The 20,218-nt window shown below is 35.9% G+C and carries 16 protein-coding genes; 5 read left to right on the forward strand and 11 right to left on the reverse strand.

Annotation, left to right across the window (positions count from 1 at the left end; translation table 11 throughout):
* Nucleotides 1–17 precede the first annotated feature (17 nt).
* Together ACKTSC_RS10615 and ACKTSC_RS10620 are read right to left on the reverse strand one after the other, a co-directional pair.
* Nucleotides 18–1,373: a PTS sugar transporter subunit IIC gene (locus ACKTSC_RS10615; protein ID WP_407857569.1), complete on the reverse strand. Its 1,356-nt coding sequence runs from the start codon at nucleotides 1,371–1,373 to the stop codon at nucleotides 18–20.
* Between the two features lie 213 nt (nucleotides 1,374–1,586).
* A complete protein-coding gene (locus ACKTSC_RS10620) occupies nucleotides 1,587–2,348 on the reverse strand; it encodes a MurR/RpiR family transcriptional regulator (RefSeq protein WP_407857570.1) in 762 nt (253 codons plus the stop codon).
* Between the two features lie 141 nt (nucleotides 2,349–2,489).
* Here ACKTSC_RS10620 and ACKTSC_RS10625 point away from each other — a divergent pair, with 141 nt between their 5' ends.
* Nucleotides 2,490–3,311 (forward strand): Cof-type HAD-IIB family hydrolase, encoded by an 822-nt coding sequence (locus ACKTSC_RS10625; protein WP_407857571.1) that lies wholly within the window; start codon nucleotides 2,490–2,492, stop codon nucleotides 3,309–3,311.
* A 19-nt stretch (nucleotides 3,312–3,330) separates the two neighbouring features.
* On the opposite strand, the gene ACKTSC_RS10630 is transcribed toward ACKTSC_RS10625, so the two are convergent.
* The 5 genes from ACKTSC_RS10630 to ACKTSC_RS10650 all read right to left on the reverse strand — a co-directional run bounded on the left by ACKTSC_RS10630 (nucleotide 3,331) and on the right by ACKTSC_RS10650 (nucleotide 8,363).
* Nucleotides 3,331–4,404 (reverse strand): hypothetical protein, encoded by a 1,074-nt coding sequence (locus ACKTSC_RS10630; protein ID WP_407857572.1) that lies wholly within the window; start codon nucleotides 4,402–4,404, stop codon nucleotides 3,331–3,333.
* A gap of 18 nt (nucleotides 4,405–4,422) precedes the next feature.
* The gene (locus ACKTSC_RS10635) at nucleotides 4,423–4,689 is read right to left on the reverse strand and encodes an rRNA processing protein (protein WP_407856295.1); all 267 of its coding nucleotides are present in this window, start codon (nucleotides 4,687–4,689) and stop codon (nucleotides 4,423–4,425) included.
* A gap of 88 nt (nucleotides 4,690–4,777) precedes the next feature.
* The gene (locus ACKTSC_RS10640; protein ID WP_407857573.1) at nucleotides 4,778–6,424 is read right to left on the reverse strand and encodes a hypothetical protein; all 1,647 of its coding nucleotides are present in this window, start codon (nucleotides 6,422–6,424) and stop codon (nucleotides 4,778–4,780) included.
* A gap of 98 nt (nucleotides 6,425–6,522) precedes the next feature.
* Nucleotides 6,523–7,734 carry an MFS transporter gene (locus tag ACKTSC_RS10645; RefSeq protein ID WP_407857574.1) on the reverse strand — a complete coding sequence of 404 codons (1,212 nt, stop codon included), beginning with the start codon at nucleotides 7,732–7,734 and terminating at the stop codon, nucleotides 6,523–6,525.
* Between the two features lie 149 nt (nucleotides 7,735–7,883).
* Nucleotides 7,884–8,363, reverse strand: coding sequence for a rhodanese-like domain-containing protein (locus tag ACKTSC_RS10650; RefSeq protein ID WP_407857575.1), 480 nt, complete (start codon nucleotides 8,361–8,363; stop codon nucleotides 7,884–7,886).
* A gap of 446 nt (nucleotides 8,364–8,809) precedes the next feature.
* Between ACKTSC_RS10650 and ACKTSC_RS10655 the strand changes: the two genes are divergently transcribed.
* From ACKTSC_RS10655 to ACKTSC_RS10665, 3 genes are all read left to right on the forward strand, one after another.
* Nucleotides 8,810–9,796: an ornithine cyclodeaminase family protein gene (locus ACKTSC_RS10655; protein ID WP_407857576.1), complete on the forward strand. Its 987-nt coding sequence runs from the start codon at nucleotides 8,810–8,812 to the stop codon at nucleotides 9,794–9,796.
* 42 nt (nucleotides 9,797–9,838) lie between these two features.
* Complete coding sequence (locus ACKTSC_RS10660; protein WP_332654095.1) at nucleotides 9,839–10,051, forward strand: tautomerase family protein; 213 nt, start codon at nucleotides 9,839–9,841, stop codon at nucleotides 10,049–10,051.
* 106 nt (nucleotides 10,052–10,157) lie between these two features.
* On the forward strand, nucleotides 10,158–11,033 hold the full coding sequence (locus tag ACKTSC_RS10665) for a TSUP family transporter (protein ID WP_407857577.1): 876 nt from the start codon (nucleotides 10,158–10,160) through the stop codon (nucleotides 11,031–11,033).
* Nucleotides 11,034–11,070: 37 nt separating this feature from the next.
* Here ACKTSC_RS10665 and ACKTSC_RS10670 read toward each other — a convergent pair whose 3' ends face one another.
* The 4 genes from ACKTSC_RS10670 to ACKTSC_RS10685 form a co-directional block, all read right to left on the reverse strand.
* On the reverse strand, nucleotides 11,071–14,337 hold the full coding sequence (locus ACKTSC_RS10670) for a SpaA isopeptide-forming pilin-related protein (RefSeq protein WP_407857578.1): 3,267 nt from the start codon (nucleotides 14,335–14,337) through the stop codon (nucleotides 11,071–11,073).
* The gene (locus tag ACKTSC_RS10675) at nucleotides 14,327–15,547 is read right to left on the reverse strand and encodes a class C sortase (protein WP_407857579.1); all 1,221 of its coding nucleotides are present in this window, start codon (nucleotides 15,545–15,547) and stop codon (nucleotides 14,327–14,329) included. Before ACKTSC_RS10675 ends, ACKTSC_RS10670 begins: the two co-directional genes overlap by 11 nt.
* Before the next feature lie 136 nt (nucleotides 15,548–15,683).
* Nucleotides 15,684–17,741, reverse strand: a complete 2,058-nt coding sequence (locus ACKTSC_RS10680; RefSeq protein ID WP_407857580.1) for a pilin N-terminal domain-containing protein — start codon at nucleotides 17,739–17,741, stop codon at nucleotides 15,684–15,686.
* Nucleotides 17,738–19,183: a SpaH/EbpB family LPXTG-anchored major pilin gene (locus ACKTSC_RS10685; protein ID WP_407857581.1), complete on the reverse strand. Its 1,446-nt coding sequence runs from the start codon at nucleotides 19,181–19,183 to the stop codon at nucleotides 17,738–17,740. The genes ACKTSC_RS10680 and ACKTSC_RS10685 overlap by 4 nt, the downstream gene beginning before the upstream one ends.
* Before the next feature lie 376 nt (nucleotides 19,184–19,559).
* On the opposite strand from ACKTSC_RS10685, the gene ACKTSC_RS10690 reads away from it, so the two are divergent.
* A complete protein-coding gene (locus tag ACKTSC_RS10690; protein WP_407857582.1) occupies nucleotides 19,560–20,147 on the forward strand; it encodes a helix-turn-helix domain-containing protein in 588 nt (195 codons plus the stop codon).
* Nucleotides 20,148–20,218 lie beyond the last annotated feature (71 nt).

Here is a 20,218-nt window from a genome sequence, read left to right on the forward strand (position 1 = left end):
CCCCTTTAATCCCGTCATTAAGCTGGTGCATTGCTTTCAGCTTTATCATTACCAGTTTCTAGATCTTTTTCGATTTGCTCCATGCTTTCACCTTGTTCTTGTAAATAATTCAATGAATCTACTTTTCGTACAAACGGTAAATAGATGAAGAAGCCCATAGTTAATACGATTGCTTGCAATAACGCTGCTTGCCATCCACCAACTAAGAAACCTGAAATAATCGGCGGTGTTGTCCAAGGTACCTGGACAGCCGTGAATAGCGGTACTAATCCTGTATACAATGAGAAATAGGTGATAGCGCCCGAAAGCATCGGAGTCAAAATAAATGGTACCGCCATCAATGGATTCATTACGATCGGTGTAGCAAATAAAATCGGTTCATTAATATTGAAAAAGGCGGGTAATAATGCTAAACGTCCTAATTGTTTAAATTGAGCAGAACGAGCAAACATGACCATGAACATAACGATACCAATCGTCATCCCAGCACCAGTTACTGTCATAAATTGATCTAAGAACTGTTGTGTTACGATGTGACCGCCGTTTGCTACCGTCAATTCTTTACCTGAATTTAAAATAGTCGTATTCTCGATTGAATTCGCTTGTAAAATCGGTCCCATAATCCCGCCGACCAAGGTTGAGCCATGAACACCAAAGAACCATAAGAATGGAACCAAGAAACCAAGCATCATCGCTCCGCCAAATGTATCTGTAACACCTTGCATTGGTGTTTGAATCACTTTATAAATTGCTTCTACTACAGTTGTATTGAAAACTTTATCAAAAATAATATAAACAATTAATGAGAAAGTTGTAATCGCTGCTGCCGGAATCAATGCTGTGAACGAGTTCGCCACATTTGCTGGAACTTGTTCAGGCAATTTGATTCGGATATCTCGTTTTAGGAACCATGAATATGCCCAACCAACAAAAAGACCTACCAAGATCGCGCTGATCATTCCTTGTCCGCCGGTCCAAGTTTTGTCGATGACATTTGTGACAACTGCATTTGTTTCTGCATTTGTAGCACTTGAATGCTGTGTTAATAGGAAGACTACTAAAGCAATCATTCCAGCAGGCAATCCTTCAAAGCCCTCTTCTTTTACGTAAGAATTCGCAATCCCCATTACGGCAAAAATAGACATAATAGCAAATGAAGCACCAAAAGCTTCATTAAAATAAACATCTAACCCACTATTCGCTACCCAAGTCGAAACTGCTGGAATAGGAAAGTTGGCTAATAATAGAAAGACAGACCCTACGATCGTAAAGGGCATTGTGTAAAGCATCCCATTACGTAACGCTGTAATTGCTTTTGTATTTACAAATTTTAAAATAGGGGGCAATAATTTCTCATTAATAAAATTGTTCATGCTTAATTCTCCTTAAATAAAATATTTTATTGCAGTGATTGGCCATCCACATATTGTGTATCCGTTTACATATTTATCATAAAAGATATTTCCAATAATAGATATAGTTCTGAAACAGACAGAAACATGTTCCAAACAAAAAAACAAAATCTTCATTCCATTTGATTTTTTTAGCAATTTCCAGCGTTTAAGCGCAAAAAAATGCTAAAGGTGTCATTCGCCTTTAGCATCATTTTCTCTTTGATAGGCTTGATGAGCTAAAATTTCTAAAAGAGCTATCACAGGTACTTGTGTGGTCAAATTGATTGCTTGATCGGTAGGATCGGGACCAGAAACATCTGGCATGTAATAAGAAATATTTTGATCTGCCATCTTCGCAATCGTTGAATGCTGATCATTGGTAATGCTTAGTACTTTGGCTCCATAACGTTTAAAATCCTCGATTTGCTTGATCAGCTCCTGTGTTCGTCCAGAAACGGATAAAACGATTACGAGTGTCGTATCCAGACCACGTTTAGGAACAGGGATAAAAGGATCCGTGATCGAATAAGCGTTGAATTGTAAGTTTGAAAAGTAGCGAGCTCCATATGTTCCAAGAATGCCACTCGTCCCGATTCCAGTAAAGACAAGGTGCTTGTTCGATAGAATCAGATCAATTGCTGGGTCCAAAACAACGTGATAACTCTCATTGTTTACTTTTTTCAAAAAAGCATCCACATGGACATTGGCTTCATAAAAAGCTTCAAAAGATTGACGATTTTGTTTCAGTTTGTTTTTTAAAGCAAACTTAAATTCCGAATATCCTGAAAAACCCAACTTATTCAAGCAACGAAGAATAGTTGAGGTCGACACATGACAATTATCAGAAAGTTCACGGATCGTAAAACTGTTGACCTCTTCTAGATGTTCAATAATAAAGGTATACACTACGAGTTCTAACTCGTTTAATTCTTTCACTTTTTCTGAATCAAACAATACTTTCAACTCCTAAAAAATATGCAATCGGTATTATTATCCCATATAAAACAAAAATAGCACAGCCAATCGATGCTTTCCTATCTCTTATAAGTAGAATCAGGTACACTATTCTTAAGAAGAAATAAAGGAGGCGTTATAATGATCCAAGCAATTGCTGTCGACATGGATGGAACCTTTTTAAAATCGGATAATACGTATGACGAAACTCGTTTCAAACAAATTTTTGAACAATTAGAAAAGCGTGATATTCATTTTATTGTCGCTAGCGGGAACCAATATTATCAATTAAAATCTTTTTTTCCAACGCTCCAAGACCAAATCACCTTTGTCTCTGAAAATGGTGCGTTAATTTTTGAATCTGATCAACTTTTACGTAGTAATCAATTTTCTACTGATGTTGTCCAAAGAATGCTAACATTTTTAGCAAATCATGATTTAGATTTGAATGTCATTGTTTGTGGTATTCATTCTGCCTATATTTTGAAAAATACTCCAAAAGACATCCATGATATCGTAAAAATTTATTATCATCGTTTAGAAACTTTGGATTCTTTTGATCAATTACCTTCTGATCCAATTGTAAAATTTGCCTTGAATCTTTCTGTAGAAAAAGTGGCAGATTTTGTGACTGAGATCAATGAAGCTTTTCAAGGAGAAGTCAAAGCGGTGGCTAGCGGACATGGTAGCGTGGATATTATTATTCCCGGGATGAACAAAGGCCGTGCACTTGAATGGCTGCTAAATCGATGGAACTTAAAACCGGATCAATTGATTGCTTTCGGTGATGCCAATAATGATCTTGAGATGCTAGCTTTGACTAAAAATAGTTATGCGATGGCAAGCAGCAGCCCTACCCTAATCGAGACTGCTAAATACCGAGCTCCGTCAAACAATGATTCTGGTGTACTAGAGGTTTTAGAAAAGGAATTATCGATTAAAACAAAAATAAAGAGAACCTGATAAATTTATCAGGTTCTCTTTATTTTTGTTTACGCTTGATAGCTTTTTTGATTCCTACACGATAAACTTTTGGAATAGCCAAGAAAAAATTCTCGGTGAATTGATAATTTTGATATTTATCAATAATAAAAGGAATCAATTCAGCATTTCCATATTTTTTTTGGTGGAATAATTCAAAACTATGAATTTTTCTTTGAGCTTTTTTTGGCTCTTTTAAACCTAATAAAAATGAAAGCAAGTCATCAAAGTAGCGTTGTTTAGCTTCTTCATAGCTTTCAGTTCCATAACGTTTCAATTGAATGAAATCCGTCAATTTATGACCCCAAAATTGTCGTTCGTAATAAATCGGCGATTGGATGTCACGTTGAAAATCATCCAGATACGCTTCAAAAACTTGTTTATCGGCTAGAAATTTCTTTTCTTTACGATCAAAGACTTCGCGATCTACTTGATTGATTTCTGTTAAAACACTCAGATAATCACCAATAAAAATTGGCATATCTGCTTGACGGAAATGTAGGATTCGTTCAGCTAACTTTTGATTCAAAGGCAAAGGTCTGCGTAAAGTGGTATTTCGATAATAAGAAAATACATAACGTTGCCATAAATCTTCCGGAAAATGATAGCCGTTTTCTGTCAACCAGAGCAATTCATCGAGTGCCAAATCTACATGGGCTACGCCTTTTTTGATTTCTTCAGCTACCTGTTGCGAAATTCCTAAATGATCTTTAAAATGCTGGATCCCTAAACGAATTTCTTGGTGCTTGATTTTTGATTCAATTACAAATTGATACTTCAACGGGCGTCCGCAAGCACACTTTAATTGACTGCGAATACCTCTTTCATATTCGTCATCAATATTCAAGGCAACAAATTCCCAATCTGACGTTTCCAAATAGTGCTTTTGTAAAAACATTGAACGAACTTGATATTTACGTTGTTGATTAACTAACTCTTGCTGTTTTTCTGTCAGTGTTTCAAATAGTACTTTTCGTTCTGTTCCCGAATAAGTTACATGACATTCTGTCGGATAATCATCCAAGCCATAACTTCTTGGATACCAATGCTCATAAATCTCTAAATAATTATCCATGATCAAACTCTTTCGTGCTTATTTTTTTGAATCGAATTTCTCTTCGATTTCTTTGATTACTTTTTTCGCTTCATCTTTCAATGAAGTATGAGTTGTTTCTTCTTCGACCGCATTTGATCCAGATTGCGCAGGCTCTTTCTCTCCGCCTGCCATCTCACCAGCTAAAGCTTCTGGCTTATTCTGTGTATCACTTGAGTTAGTTCCAGCTAATGCAACATCCTCATCTGTTTTCGGTGCCATTGAACCGCGCAAGCGTGGTTCTTTTTCATTATTGTAATTTGTCATTTACTTTCACTCCTTTTATTTCATCAATCAAAAATAGAACTTCTTGTTTTTGTATTTTAACCGAAAGCCGTCTAGAAAGCCAAAGTTATCATTTTCGTTGCCAAATTCGATACCCACACCATAAGAATAGCGAAAACCAGCTCAACGTACAAAATGCAAAAACAAACATCATATAGCTTGGTGGATCATAACGCAAATGAATGGTGTTCTTTCCAACTTTTTGTTGAATTGTTGGTAAGCCGATATTGGATAGTCTTATTGGCGTAAGCTCTTTTTCCCCTGAAATTAATTTAGAATTATGATACAAGACTACCGGTAGTTGAATTTCTCCTACCTTTTCTGCTTGCCAAGCTAGTTCTAAATGATTATCAGTGATTGTTTTAGAAAAAATTGGCGATTGCTCCAATATTTGTTCTTCATAGCTGACATATTTATTGTTCGCATCACCATGATAAATCGGTAAATAGTCTGGACTAGATTTTTGAATGCTAAGCAAAGCCTTCCCTAAATCATTCGAAAAGAAACTTTGGCGTGCTGCTTTTTCAGAACCTTTAACAAAGGTATGTTTGCTTACTAAGGAACGGCTTCCCCAAAGGGACAATTCTTGTTGATTACTTTTTAAATTTTGCCCAATACTTAACACACTTAAAGCCACTAAAACAAGCGATAAGATTTTTTTGGCTCTCAATTCATGGATGACAGAGGCAAAAAAGAATAAGTAGAGAACCGTGAATGGTGCAAAAAAACGAAAAGGAAACTGAATCAAAGATACAAAAGGGATTTGATGCGTCACCATCCAGGTCCAAGGAATCAAACTAGTCGAAAAAAGTAAAAATAGTCCACTCAGTAATAGCAGCTGCTTCGTAAATTTTGAAATCCGTTTCCAGTAGATTAGACAAATTATCAAGCCGATAATTAAGATCAAATAAAGGCTTTTAGGATATTCTAACCAATACGATCCTTTCAGATCAATCGCTTTTTCACTCATTTGCTCATTGATAAAAGGCATCTTTAGTTGGTCACTTGTTTCTATCATAATTAAGCTGATCCATACGTTTATGGATAAACATAGATAAATCAATATTGCTTTAAATACATCAAGGAAGGCTTCTTTCCAATGCTGTCTAGCGTAGGAAATAAAGAATGGGAGATAAATCAAACCTAACATTATAGCAGTCAACATGTGGACTTGGGTCATCAAAGCCATCGAGACGCCCATTTTAATAAAAGGAAATCGTTGATTCTTCATATCAACGATAGAAATCAAACAAATAGGTAATAGGGCTGTACCCCAACTAGTAAATCCCTGATTCAAAACCCAATAATTAATACTATATGTAGTCATAAAAATTGTTGAAGTGAATAGGGCTATATTTTGATTTATCTTAGCATATGTCAATAATTTAAAGAATGAACACCCAGCGATTGCATAAACTAGAAAATTGGAAAGTAATTGATAACGAAACCAACTTCCTGCAATCAATACGATGAAGCCTTGGAAATAAGCAAATAGTGGGCCATAAACAGCATTGATGATCCTCCCCGATTGTTGAAAGCCGAAAATCGAAATGAAATAACTAAAATGCCCAGTTTTTATCTGCTGCGCTGTTTCGTAAAAACGATTATAGTGAAAAATAGCATCGGCACCCAAAATCATTTTGTGCATCCACAATTGCGGTAAAATAAACAAACCCGCAACCAATAGAATGATAATATAGTAGTGATGTTTTTTCATAAATAACTTCCTAACTGATTATTTTTAGGTTAACTTTACCCCATTAGGAAGATGAATTAAAATAAAACGGCTATTTATGAGAAAAAAATAGCCGTTTCTTAGTAATTACTTTTTTCAATTGTCAGACAGACAATCACTGTGCCCACTAAAGAGATGATTGTTCCAATCACCAACATCATTGAAACAGATAAAAAGCTCAACAGTTGCCCACCTAAAAAAGCGCCTACGATGCCTCCAACTGTATTGGCTGTAGCCATTAAAGTCTGTCCTTTAACTAAATCTTTTTGTGCAACGATTTGGTTAGTATAATAAACCGATGCCATCGTATGTAACGCAAAACCAAACATTTGCAGACTCTGGGCCACATTGATCAAAAAGATAGAACCAGCAAATAAAATCACAACTGCTTTGATTGAGAAAAAAATCGCTGCAAGCTGCATCAATGAATGAATCTTAAAGCGGCGAAGCAAGTAGAAAAAAAAGAACATTGTCGGTAATTCACTGATCGCCGCTACAGATAAAGAGGAACCGACATTACTTTCCGTTCCACCTAGTGGCTGCATGATTTGAAACATATAACTGTTGATGATGGTATGAAAAACAAATAAAAGTGCGACTCCGACCAGCAAAAGCATAAAACGCTGATATTTTTTTGCAAATGCAATCAATCCAATTGGTGCTTCTGATTGTTCAGTTTGCTTGAAATCTTCGACCAAGATCGAAGCAGAATACCGCCCGCCCTGTTTACGTGTATCGATTGCTAAGGTCACAACTATAAAAAATAAAAAAATGCCGATCAATAAATATAGAATGATCATCGCTGAAAAACGTTCGATCAGTAAGCCGGTTCCAGCTGCTGCTCCGGCAAAAGCAAGTGATCCTAAACCACGGGCCAAACCAAAATTCAATCCATATCCACGACTAATAAAGAAAGTCCCGATTGCAATTGTTAACGGCTGCAAAAGGACTAAACAGGCATATAATAAGAGATAAATAAACGCTACGATTAAAAAGACTTTTGGTAAGATGATTAAAATGCCGGAGAAAATAACCAAAAACAAGGCCATCACTGCGGCAAGTTGAGATAATCGTATCCGTTCCATTCGGTCTGCAAATGATGCTAAAAATGGTTGGAGGACCGCTGCCAATAAATTGGCTAAAGACAATACGATCCCTATTTGACCATTTGTAAACCCTCGTGATAATAAGAAGACCGAAGTAAATGTTCCTAATACTGAATACCCCATCCAATAAGGAACTTGCATACTAATGTACTGTAAATTCAACTTAACCTGATTCGACTTTTCCATATACCCTCCTTAATTCCTATTTATTTCTTTATTATACCTGATAAAAATAGAGATGCTTATTCTCCCGAGAATTTCTGCTAACATTTGAATAAATAAAATAGAAGCTGGAACAAAAGTTTTTTCTACTTTTGTTCCAGCTTCCAATCATTTTATTCGCTTACCCAAAGTTTTGAATCCTCTTTATATGGCCATTTCTTTGCACCATTTTCAACAATAAATAAACGGGATTCATCGATACCTTCATCGATCAACAATGAAATTGTGCGTTTTGCACCCCCGCCTCCGCCAGGGCAAACAACATAAATCGGCTGAGTACTATCTTGAAATTGATCTGCGCTGTCAACAACTAATTTTTCTAATTCTTCTGTATCGACTGGATAAGCCGGAACACTGATCGAATGAGGTAAATGACCTTTTGCATAATCTGCTTTGGGCTGAATATCAATGATTTGATACTCTGATGCATCATCTTTCTCAAGTACTTCTTTCATCTTCTCGGGTGAAATCATTTGCCAATCAATGTCTGCTTCCGCCCGATCTTCTTGAGCCTCATTTTTTTGACAACCTGTTAACACCAACATAAAAATAGCTAAAACTACAACAAACAATCCGCTAATTCTTTTTTTCATCATAGACTCCTTCTCTTATTTTGATTTTTATTTCTCCTTGACTAGATGAGTCTGTACACGCTAAGTAGTAGTTAAAAACCCTTTATAGTTACTACATTCACAAATATTTTTATGAGGAATAGCAGTGTACAAACCCGCTTAGAACCTCTAAGTAAAGCTATGTTTCAGAATCACCATCGCTTGAACAAAACTATCACCTCCTAAAATGTAAGGGGTATCTCAATTACGAGTATATAAAAAGAAAGCGCTATTTTCAATAACTATTTTATTAGCTGATTATTGTTGCAAAAGCTTTTAAATAAACGGAAATTATTTAATAAAATCACACTTTTTAATACTATGATTCCCGCCTCAATTTATCATTTTTTAATATTGAGTTCTGCTATGAATCTAATATGTAATCGCTTATAATTTTAATATAGTTATCTATTTGAAAGGAGGAACTTATGTTATTACTATCGCGTAAAGACATTACAGGTATTTTTACGATGCACGATGCCATCGCTGCGGACAGAGTGGCTTTCCAATTATTTACAGAAAACAAAACCGATGTGCCTTTAAGAACACAAATTGTTGCAGAAAAGCAAAATGGTACCTTTCTTTTTATGCCTGCCTACGCTGCAGATATAGATGCTGCAGCTCTAAAAATTATCAATATTTTCCCAAATAATATTGATAAAGACCTTTCTTCAGCACCCGCTCAGGTTTTATTGATTGATGGTAAAACTGGATATGTGAATGCTTTATTAGATGGAACGACCGTCACTCAACTACGGACAGGCGCGGCTTCTGGTGTGGCTTTTGATGTTTTGGCTCGAAAAAAAGCCAAGATCGGCGCATTGATCGGAACGGGTGGGCAGGCTGCTACACAATTAGAGGCGATGCTCTGTGCACGTAAATTAGAAACCGTCTATGTATTTGATCAAAATCCTGAACGAACAAAAGCTTTTGCTGAGCAGATGAATTCAACTCTGAATAACTACGGTGCACAAATACTCCCGGCAGATACTTCAGACCAGGCGATTTCAGATGCCGATTTGATTATCACTGTAACACCAGCGACCTCACCAGTTTTTGATGGATCAAAAGTTAAGGCCGGAGCGACGATCAGCTGTGTAGGTTCTTATCAACCCCATATGCAAGAAATGGATCCCGTAATCTTGCAGCGTGCAGCAAAAATATTTTTCGATTCTGAAGAAGCTGTTCTTTCAGAAGCTGGGGATATTTTGATTCCTTTAGCAAATGGAATGATTACTAAAGAAGCTTTTACTGGTGATATTGGTGAAGTGTTAACTGGAAATACGACTGGTCGTGAAACAAAAGATGAAATTATTGTCTTTAAAACGGTGGGAATCGGCGCACAAGATTTAGTGACTGCTCAAAAAATTTATGAGCTTGCGCTAGAGAAAAATGTAGGAACGAATTGGGACTAAGCAAAAATAAAAAGCTAAAAACATTTATTGGAGGAAAAAAATATGCCGCATTTATCTGTAAAACTATATCCAGGTCGTACACCAGAAGTAAAACAAGCTTTTGCGAAAAAGCTGCAGGATTTTGTTGTAAAGGAATTAAATTGTGAACCTAATGTCGTCTCTGTCTCTTTTAAAGAAATCGAAGCCGATCAATGGAAAACGGTCATCGCAGAAGAAACCGTCGGGGAAGAAATCGTTATCGAAGCGGATTTCTAGCTTACCCGTACTTGATAGTGCCCTATTTTTTCAATCTAATAAAAAATTACATAAGTTTTCTTCTTTAATTATTGGTATAATCAAGAAAAATAATTAAGGAGGACTTATGGCACAGATTATCTTTTTTATTTTAATAGGTTTGATGGTTTTTCAAGCGATCATACTTCTATGGGATGTATGGACGCATCGTGGGGACTTAGGTCCGGGCAATTGGTTAGTCAGTGGAATTATTGGTTTTATTGCTGACTTCGCCGATACGATCGGAATTGGAAGTTTTGCTTTAACCACTATGATGTTGAACGCAACGAAGCAAAACAAAGATGATCGAAAACTTCCTGGTATTTTGAATGTCGGTCATGCCCTTCCCGTTTTAACGGAAGCAGTCATTTTTGTAACAGTCATTAAAGTGGATGCTATTACTTTAGTCACACTGATTGTTGCAGCAATCGTTGGTTCATGGTTTGGTTCAAAATTTGTTACTAAACTTTCTGAAAAAGCCATCCAGAAATGGATTGGCTGGGCGTTATTGATCACTGCTGTTTTAATGTTATTGCGTCAAACTCAAGTTATCGCTTTATTAGGTGAAGGCAATACCGCAATGGGGCTAAGCGGAATAAAACTGATCGTAGGAATCATCGGAAACTTCTTTTTTGGTGCTTTAATGACTGTCGGCGTCGGCTTATATGCTCCTTGTATGGCAATGGTCTACATGCTAGGAATGACACCTCTAGCGGCTTTCCCAATCATGATGTGTTCATGCGCTGGTCTCCAACCCGTTGCAAGTATCAATTTTATTCGGGAAAAAGCCTATTCAAGAAAAATTGCGCTGGCTATTACTATTGGCGGAATCCCTGGGGTGATCATCGCCTCACAATTCTTAATGAACTTAGATATCTCTTTAGTCACCTATCTAGTGATCATTATCATTTTCTATACAGGCATCCAATACATTCTTAAAGCACGAAAAACTATCGCAGAATAAAGAAACAGCACAACTAAAAAAGTTGTGCTGTTTTTGTTTAGCTATAGATTTTTCTTCTTATATAATCAAGAATCAACGCTATCAACAATAAACCAAATCCTGTACTGAAAAAAATCATTTTCCCACTTCCTCCTGTATGAGGCAATGGAACAGAAATAGGCTTTTCTTCATCAAATTTTTGAAAATAAAGCCGGTCGTCTTTTTGATACAATTGATCATTTGAACTGATGGCCTTTTTTTCAATCGTTGATTGCCAAGTACTTACTGCTTTACCGTTGTCAGCTGTTACTGCTCCGTCAGCATCGATAGAGAAATCATATTTACTATCTTCTAATTTATAGCCTTTAGGTGCAGCTATTTCTTTCAATTCATAATCATAACCAGGGGTCAATTCAACTAAATAATCTAATATATTTGTTCCGGTAATTTTTGTTGTCTTGATCGTTTTACCATCTTTTCCAATTTCAAATTGTGTAAGTTCAAATGACAAATCGGTTAAATCAGACAGTTGTTCTTTTGTCTTCTTATCGTACTTAAAAATTTGAAACGTTAATGGTTTTATCTCATCAAATTTTTGGAAATACAGTTGATTACCTGATTGATACAAACTGTCTTTATTAGTTTCTACGTGTGTTAATAATGCGTTCTTCCATGTTTTTATCGATCCATTAGCTGTAGTTACCGTTCCATCTTCATTGATTGTAAAATCATAACTAGTGGTATCTAGTTGATAGCCATTTGGAGCTGTCAATTCCTTGAGTGTATAATCAAATCCATAGGATAACGAAGCAGTGTAGTCATTAAGCTCATTCCCTTTGACTACTACTCTTTTTAGCTCTTTATGATTTTGAGACTGAATAATCTCAAATGACAAATTAGTCAAATCTTTTATACGATTTTGAGATAATTTATTATATTTCAATAATTGAATCTTCTTTGTTTTTTGTACATCAAATTTTTGGAAATACAGTTGATCGCCTGATTGATACAAACTGTCTTCATTAGTTTCTGCGTGTGTTGCTAATGCTTTCTTCCATGTTTTTATCGATCCGTTAGCTGTAGTTACTGATCCATCTTCATTGATTGTAAAATCGTAGGGGGTATCTTCCTTTTCATATCCCTTAGGTGCCGCAGACTCAACCACCCGATAAGAACCGGCTGATAACTTAGTCGTATAGTCAGACGTAATTTCTTGAGTATCTACAATTTGTTGATACGTATTATCTAGATACCGAGTAATGGTAAACGTTAATCCAGCTAATTTATCAATTTTTGTTTGATCACTTTTGTCGTATTTTAATAAGTTAAGTGTTTTACTGATTTTTGGTTTTGCGGGCGCATCAAATTTTTGAAAATATAATTGATTCCCGGCCTGATAAAGAGTATCTGTATTTGTTTCTGCTTGAGCGACAAAACTATTTTGCCAATTTGTTTTTAATTTCTTATCTTTTTCTTTTGATATCACACTGCCATCGTCTGCCACAGTAAAATAATACAGATCATCATTAACGGTATAGCCTTTAGGTGCACTTATTTCTTTAATACTATACGAACCTGCTGCTAAGGTAGTTGTAAAATCTTCAGAAACTTCCACGTTTGAATCGACTACTTGGTTAAAGGTAGCATCTTGATATTTCTTTATTTCGAATGCTAACCCAGTTTTATCATCAATTGCTTCTTTCGTTGACTGATCATACTTCAATAAATTTAATGACAAGTTTACTTTTGGAACAATCGCCGTATCGTACTGGCGATAAACTAGTTGAGCATCTTTTAAATAAAGTCCCGATGATGTAGTCGGGGCAGCTGAGGACACAGCTTGATTATTGCTTTGTACTTGATTGTTTTCATCGATCGTAAATTGCTGCGGCGTTGGATCGACAGTATAGCCTTCTGGAGCAGTTTTTTCTTCGATCGTATATGTTCCAGTTAAATTTTCTGCTGTCCAATTATTCGCTGCGGTCAAATCTATACTTTCGCCAGTTGCTGTATTAGTCAAAGAATACGTGAGTGATGCTAATGATTCAGTCTCTGAGATCAGCTGTTTTGTTTTAGCATCAAATTTTTCAATCGTTAGATTTATGCCTTGATTATTCCTTTCTTTAGGCGAAAGTGTCCCTTGCCAATCCCAACGATACAAAGAACCCGAGCCTACATAAGTATCGACCATCATCGAACCTTGTAGATTTACACCAGTACCATTAAGTGTAGCCTTAGGAGCTAGGATACTTCCGATCCAAGGAGAATGTATATTGATATTTGTTACATCCTCAGAATCCTTCCCATTTGTACTAGTAAAACTCCATAAGATCGTACTATCGGTAAAACTCATCAACTCCGTTTCTTGTCGAGCATGCTCGGTCTTTCCAGCATTATCTGTTTTGGCATCTCCTTGATCATGATTTTCGGTTGCCGTTTTAGAATCAGCATAATAAAGTTTGACTTTAGCACCGATATCAATCGTTTTGCTGCCTGCTCCATCAACTACGATGAAGACTTCTTTCCCGCTACCATCCGAATTAGCCGCTTCTAAGCCTAGGATATTCAATGATAGCGTATCTTTGAGTACTTCTGCGTTAATTTTTATAACAACTGCTTGTTTATCGATCGTCGATACATCGATTACCCGATTATTTTGATCACCATAAACAAAATCTGTTCCTTGCTTTCCTTGGCCATTGAATTGATCATTACTATCCACTGTGACATCTACTGGATATTTGGCTAATTCTTGGTTAGCTGCTTCTAATTTAGAGAATTCTTGATCGAAATCGATGTATTCTTGATCAGTATCTTGATAGATTTGACTCGCATTGATTTGGTCATTTTTCACTCCATTGATCGTTGGTTTTCCATCAGTCCCCGCCGGATTATAAAGAATATTTTTTCCTAATGCTAAATAGGAAGTCTTATTATTCCCAGTATTAGGTGAGACCCCAGAACCAGTTGCTGCCGGCTTCCCGTCTTCTCCTACCATATTTTGAATGTAATCATCATCATTGTTTAACAGATCTGCTTCATTACGACCACGCCAAATATCAAATGCTTGTTGCGTTGGATAAAAATTTTGCGCAGCGACATTCCCATTTGTGTCGGTGATTAAATGGACGTTACGAGCAAAGACATTAAAATGAGCGGCTGCTCCTAAAAAGCTGTCCACTTGTTCTGGATGACGGTCATAATACGTTTGTGTATTTGTATCTGCTGCTTGTACATTTTTTAAAGGTATGACGTTTAACAGTACCAGGGTTAACATGATGTAATTGATTATTTTTTTTCGATTATTATTAATGCTACTTTTCATTTTTATGTGCCCCTTTCTGTAAATAATCAACCACTGGTATTTGATGTTCGTCTTTGTTTAATTGCATTTGTTTATTTTTTCTATAGCTAAAGTACTCTGAATTTCTTTTTTCCAAATAAGCTTTTAAAAATATTATTTTTTCATTACCGTCAGCCAGTTTTAATTGGTAGGTCCCACCAGCTAATAAACCAAAATCTAATAAGCCTAGTTCAACTGTCATAGCACTGAGAATCTCATCATCACGTTTGATCGTTTTTTTCTTATTTTTACTGTAGACCGTCACTGTTTTGCCGATCATCGGTTCTCCATCAGCTAACAAGTAAAGCACCATTCGATAATTTTTTTGTGCCAAAAAGCCTGCCATAAACCAGCGATAAATCGCCCAAACGAATAAAAATACCCCGCTTAAACCTAAAATTCCCCATACAAAAATCAGGTGCGCGTTCCACCAATTAACCGAGTCATTTTTTTGTGCCTTTTTATTGTCATATGGAATGCGATGACCAGTTACCAGTAAGCGATGTGTATTGACCATATACGGTGTACAAGTCATCAAGGTCACTAAATCTTTTCCTGGCTGGATTTTTAAAGAGGCTGTATTGGTTGGTTCAATGGTCTGAATTTTATCTACTTGATATGCATGGTGTTGGCGATTGATCTCGATATAAAATTCATCACCGATTTTCAATTTCGGTAGATTAGTAAATAATGTTGCTTGCGGCAATCCGCGATGCCCTGAAAGGACAGTATGCGTATTTATTCCTCCGATAGGATAGCTCGTTCCTTCTAACAGCGTGCTTCCTTTTTGTAAAAAATATTCATTGGTTTGATCGAAAATCGGCAGTGATAGATGGATCTTCGGGATCTTTAAAACAGCAATCGTATGTTTTTGATAATAATTTTTAGTCGCTTTAACTTTTTCTTTTGCAGCTACCGCTGCAGTATAGCTACTTGCTCCAGGCTCGACTTTTGCTTTTACCAAAGCAGCATTTTTTTTCTTTTGTTGAGCAACTTGCTGAGCAACTTCTTTTTCATTTTCTAAATTCGCTTTTTTTTGGTAAATCGTGATCAATTGCTGATCTAAAAAATCATTTAACGCATCACTGACAAAAGGATAGGCTAAAAGTAAAATACCACCAACTAAAAAAAGCAGCATAAACAGATCCAATAAGCGAAATGTTTTGTGCTTTTTAAGTGGTTTTTTTTGCATGCTAAGCCCTCCTTTTAAAGAAATCTATATGTATATATTGTTTTTACTTACTATGTAGATGAAACTTAAAAGATAGTTGGAAGAATCCTTCTGGATCCTTCCAACTACAAATGGTGTAATCGATTAAATCAGCGGTTTAAACAAGTTGTTCTCCGCGACGCTTTTTAAAATAGATCACTGAAACTGAAATAATCGCAAGACCAGCGACCACGAAAGCAATGATCCCAGTACCCCCAGTATGCGGTAAGATACCTTTTGAATGGTTAGCTACTTCTAATACTTCTTTCCCATCATCGGCAGTAAAACTAGTAGCATTTTTTAAAATCACATGTCCCGTTGGTGCTTTTGTTTCTTTCAATTCATACGTTTTATCATCACTATCCCCTAGCAGTTCTATTCCCTGTACACCAAAACTACCTTTGTCATCAGAGACCAATTTAGTTGCGTCATCTTGTTTATCGACCCATTTTACATTGTATTTAGCTGTATCCGCGTAACCGGTAATCGAAGCTACACGTTCTTGCTTGTCATCAACGTATTGCAACCATTCTGTTTTTACCTCACTTTTCGGATTTTTCGGCACTTTTTGAACTACAAATTCGGCACCAGCTAATTTATTTCCCGATAACCATTCTGTTTTTACAAATTGCTTACCAGAAGTTTTTACCGTTTCTTTGTGTTCTTTTGGTGTAAAATTATTCTCAAAATCGACCGTATTCGTTATGTCTTTTCCTAAAACGCTACCTGGTTTAACAGTCATTTTCACTTTAAACGAAATTGTTTTCCCGGCATATTTGACTAGCTCACTTGGCGTAAACATAACTTTAAAATTCGCTTTAGCAGCATCAGCACTATATGTAGCATCTACATCTTTAGCAGATTCTCCATCAATCAAAATTCCGGCTAAAATTTCTTTTTCATCTGATAATAACTGTAATTGTGAATCATACGTATCACTTAAGACAAATGATTGATAATCCGTTACATCTGTGGGAATCAATTGTGAAATCGTGTAAGTTAAATTTTCTGCTACATCCACGTCAGAATCATCGACGGTTTTATTTGGCTCTGGTACTTGTGTATTGTAAGCTTTAACTTCTGCTTTATCTTCTTTAGTCCCCGTTACTTTTACGTAAGTATAGCCTTCACCTTTTTCATCTGGAATGGCGGTAACTGTCGCTGGGGTTTTATAATCGGCTTCAGTATACGTATATGTCAGCGTCATTTTACTTTGATTTGCTTCACGCTTAGCCTCGACTGTTACGATTGGTTTATCAGCTACGTAATGATATTCTCCTTTCGCTGCATCTGATCCTTTCTCAGGCTTAACTTCATAAAATTCATACGTTTTACCGCTAGTTAATGAGATATCTGGAACGCTCACTTTACCGTTCTTATCTGAAGTAAATTGTTTTGCGCCTTCTTTATTTGCTTCAAATTTATTGTCGCTACTTAAATAACTGCCACCTTTTTCCTTTAATATAAAATTTGCTCCTGGTAATACTTTCGGAGCCATTAATTTAGTAAGATCCTTCTCGTCTGCTGCGATTCCGTATTTAGTGAATTCTAAAGTACTTGTATCAAATTCATTTTTAGGATAAACATTGACTGTTTTTTCACGCTCATCATTTTTATCTTGGTCATCGCTTTCTCTATAGACAGGCAATCCTAAAATAAAATCCGCTGATTTTTGATTATTTACTCCCTCTGGTGTGTTAGTTTCTTTAATCAAATAAACCGCGTTTTGTTTTCCACTCAAATTATTCAAATCAAGTGTCGCTGCTCCAGCTTCATCTGTGGCAGGGAAGGCAATTCCTTTTTCATCCGTTTTTACTTCTGGATCAAGGACAGCCGCTTTACCGGCTTCACTTTTCGCTGTTTCATTGCCTTCGGTAGTGTTATATTTGTCCCAATACACATTACTGAGATCATAAGCCGTAAAAGTAACATTTTTGATTGGTATAGAACCTTTTAGAGCATCTTCGCTTAGTAGATCCCCTGTATTGTCGATTTCTTGTGTCGGATAATTATCTTTATCGTAACCCAATTTATGGATCGTCACGGTCGTTACATCATCTGCTGAAACTTCATTAGTAGCTGCTGAAGCTGTGATACCAAAATTGATTGTAACCAATGCCCATACTAAAAATATTAACCCGATTAATCCTTGCTGCTTGTTCCCACTTCTTTTCATCTTTTTTCTCCTCGTCTTTTCTGTGCTATAAAGCTTAATATCTCCAAACAAATGATGATGATTCCGATAACAATAAAAATAATTTGCTGCTGATCGTTGGTTTGAGGCAAATAGCTGCTCTTTTTATTGATAACTTTTAAAAGATTATTTGCAGCCGAAGTTTTTTTATCAATTGAAAAATCAATTCTTTTTGTACTGCGAATGTAACCAGACGGAGCTTTGACTTCAACCAAATGGTACTTGCCAAAATTCAAACCAGTGATATTAAATGCTCCTGTTTGATCAGCAGACAAAACGAACAATTGCCGTTGCCTTATTTGATTTTGAATAGCTCCATCAAGAGTAAGCCAATCATTTTTATGATTTATCCGGCTTAAATACTCTCCTTTGTCATTTTGAATCACAAATTGAGCTCCGACTAAACCTTTTGAATGGTTAATCAAATCAACTTTGATAAATCGTTGATTACCTGTATTGATTTTTGTGCTTTTTTTTATTTGTGGATGATTTCCTGGCACTACCGTAGCTGTATTATTCAAAATATTTTTTACTGATTTTAGAGCATTTATTTTCATTTGGTACGTTATGACTAGCTTCTGCCCGGCAAACTCTGTAAAATCTTTAGGATTCAACTTCAAAACAAAATGATTCGAATTTGTTTCAAGCTGGTAATCAGTCAGTTTTTCGCCATTTAATTTGACTGTTAGAGAACGTGAGTCTAACAGTAGCTCAGGATCTGCAGTATCGTTTATTTGATACTTTTGATAGTTCCAAGCATCTACGGGTACCGTTGTTGTGATTTGATATGCGATTGTCTCACCATAGGAATAGCTATCCTTTTTATTTAGCACTTTTTTTTCTACATTCGGTGTTTGATAGGCGATTTCCTCGTTTTTGGGATAAAGATTGATTGATGTCAATTCTTTGTTTGATTGTTCAATCGGTAAGGTGACTAAAAGCGGCGCGGCTTTTTCTTTTACGATATCAGGTGATTGTGTCTCTAAAATCAAGTAGACAGCATACTGACCGCGATAGCTCCCAGAATTGACGTATTCGGATACAGTAAAATCGGCGATCCCAGCTTCACCTGCTTTTGTCTGTGTCACTTGAGTAGTTAACGCTTGCTTTGGGGTTAAATGACTCGCTTTACTTCTCGCTTTTGCTTGATTTAGTCCTTGTTTTTGGTAATCATAAAATTGTTTAGAGACATCATAGATCGAAAACGTCACACCGTTTAAGCCTCGATAATCTTTCAAACTTCGAGAATCAACATTCGTTCCATCGTTTTGGATCGAACTAGGAACGGAACCCGCTTGAAATAAAATTTTATGGACCGACAGAGTCACCTGAGCATCTAATGTTGCGGCATTTACTGATTTAGCAGAAAACAAAAAAAATAAAATAATTGGCATCAGCAGATAAAATACCTGCCTTATTTTCACCAACGCCACCCCCTTTTAAAATAACTAAAGCTATCGAAATAAGCTCTTTACTATTTATGCTGTTCATATGTTGACCCATTCATAAGAAAACAGGGCCAACTTTAGCATAAATTACTATAGTTCTTCTCATTTTTTTTATAAAGGTCAATTTTTATGATCGTCCACGATAAAAAAAGAACCTTATTATTTCTAACGTTATCTTTTGAATCCCTTTTCATAAAATTGCTTGTTTATATTACAGCGTTTTCTATATTTATAAAAAAACAATGAATGGTATTTAAACATCTTAAGAATTATAGTAAAATTTATATTATTTTCTAAAAAAATAAAATTAATAAACATAACTATAGTTGTATTTATTAAATTGAGGTGTTTTATGTACGGCTTAGAAGCACATACATCATTAAAATTTAGAATTATTGAACTACTAGATAAAACAGCCATGCCTTTGACATCATTAGAGATTCAGAAGGCAATCGGTCTGGCTAGCCAAACAACTATCTTAAATTGCTGTCATGAGATCCAAGAAATGATTTCTCAAATATATTCTGAAGAAGCAGTCTCTTTGCTCATTTCACCTAAATACGGAATTCAATTAATCCGCAATTCTTCTAGTCTGCAATATCTATATGATGCATTTTATTCCTCAGATTTATTGTGCGAAATTGCAGAGAAATTGATCCAAAAAAGACAATTCTCAACAAATGATTTTTGTGAAGAACATGGGGTCAGTGTGTCAAAATTAAAACGTAAAGTAAAAGAAGCTAACAAATTATTAGCTGATTATCAAATCCACGTGTCTGTTTCTTCTCAAGTAACGATCAAAGCAGACGAGATCCAAATACGGATGTTCAGCTATGGGTTTCTTTATGGTGTTCATCGACAGTTCTCACAAATAAGTTGGATCGATATGGTGTTAGTATCAAATCTTAGACAACTTTTCGTAGAGACAGAAATAAATTAAACTTATCTACGAGAGGATGGATTTTATGACCCGATACGAAGAAAATTTCAAACAGATGATTGTTGAGCTGA

The sequence above is a fragment of the Enterococcus hailinensis genome (genome assembly GCF_045862035.1).
Taxonomy (GTDB): Bacteria; Bacillota; Bacilli; order Lactobacillales; family Enterococcaceae; genus Enterococcus_A; species Enterococcus_A hailinensis.

Bases quoted from the DNA above. Each gene is read 5' to 3' on its own strand.
- ACKTSC_RS10635 (WP_407856295.1), bottom strand. From the start codon at position 4,689: ATGACAAATTACAATAATGAAAAAGAACCACGCTTGCGCGGTTCAATG.
- ACKTSC_RS10630 (WP_407857572.1), bottom strand. From the start codon at position 4,404: ATGGATAATTATTTAGAGATTTATGAGCATTGGTATCCAAGAAGTTAT.
- ACKTSC_RS10655 (WP_407857576.1), top strand. From the start codon at position 8,810: ATGTTATTACTATCGCGTAAAGACATTACAGGTATTTTTACGATGCAC.
- ACKTSC_RS10645 (WP_407857574.1), bottom strand. From the start codon at position 7,734: ATGGAAAAGTCGAATCAGGTTAAGTTGAATTTACAGTACATTAGTATG.
- ACKTSC_RS10670 (WP_407857578.1), bottom strand. From the start codon at position 14,337: ATGAAAAGTAGCATTAATAATAATCGAAAAAAAATAATCAATTACATC.
- ACKTSC_RS10615 (WP_407857569.1), bottom strand. From the start codon at position 1,373: ATGAACAATTTTATTAATGAGAAATTATTGCCCCCTATTTTAAAATTT.
- ACKTSC_RS10665 (WP_407857577.1), top strand. From the start codon at position 10,158: ATGGCACAGATTATCTTTTTTATTTTAATAGGTTTGATGGTTTTTCAA.
- ACKTSC_RS10675 (WP_407857579.1), bottom strand. From the start codon at position 15,547: ATGCAAAAAAAACCACTTAAAAAGCACAAAACATTTCGCTTATTGGAT.
- ACKTSC_RS10680 (WP_407857580.1), bottom strand. From the start codon at position 17,741: ATGAAAAGAAGTGGGAACAAGCAGCAAGGATTAATCGGGTTAATATTT.
- ACKTSC_RS10625 (WP_407857571.1), top strand. From the start codon at position 2,490: ATGATCCAAGCAATTGCTGTCGACATGGATGGAACCTTTTTAAAATCG.
- ACKTSC_RS10660 (WP_332654095.1), top strand. From the start codon at position 9,839: ATGCCGCATTTATCTGTAAAACTATATCCAGGTCGTACACCAGAAGTA.
- ACKTSC_RS10640 (WP_407857573.1), bottom strand. From the start codon at position 6,424: ATGAAAAAACATCACTACTATATTATCATTCTATTGGTTGCGGGTTTG.
- ACKTSC_RS10690 (WP_407857582.1), top strand. From the start codon at position 19,560: ATGTACGGCTTAGAAGCACATACATCATTAAAATTTAGAATTATTGAA.
- ACKTSC_RS10650 (WP_407857575.1), bottom strand. From the start codon at position 8,363: ATGAAAAAAAGAATTAGCGGATTGTTTGTTGTAGTTTTAGCTATTTTT.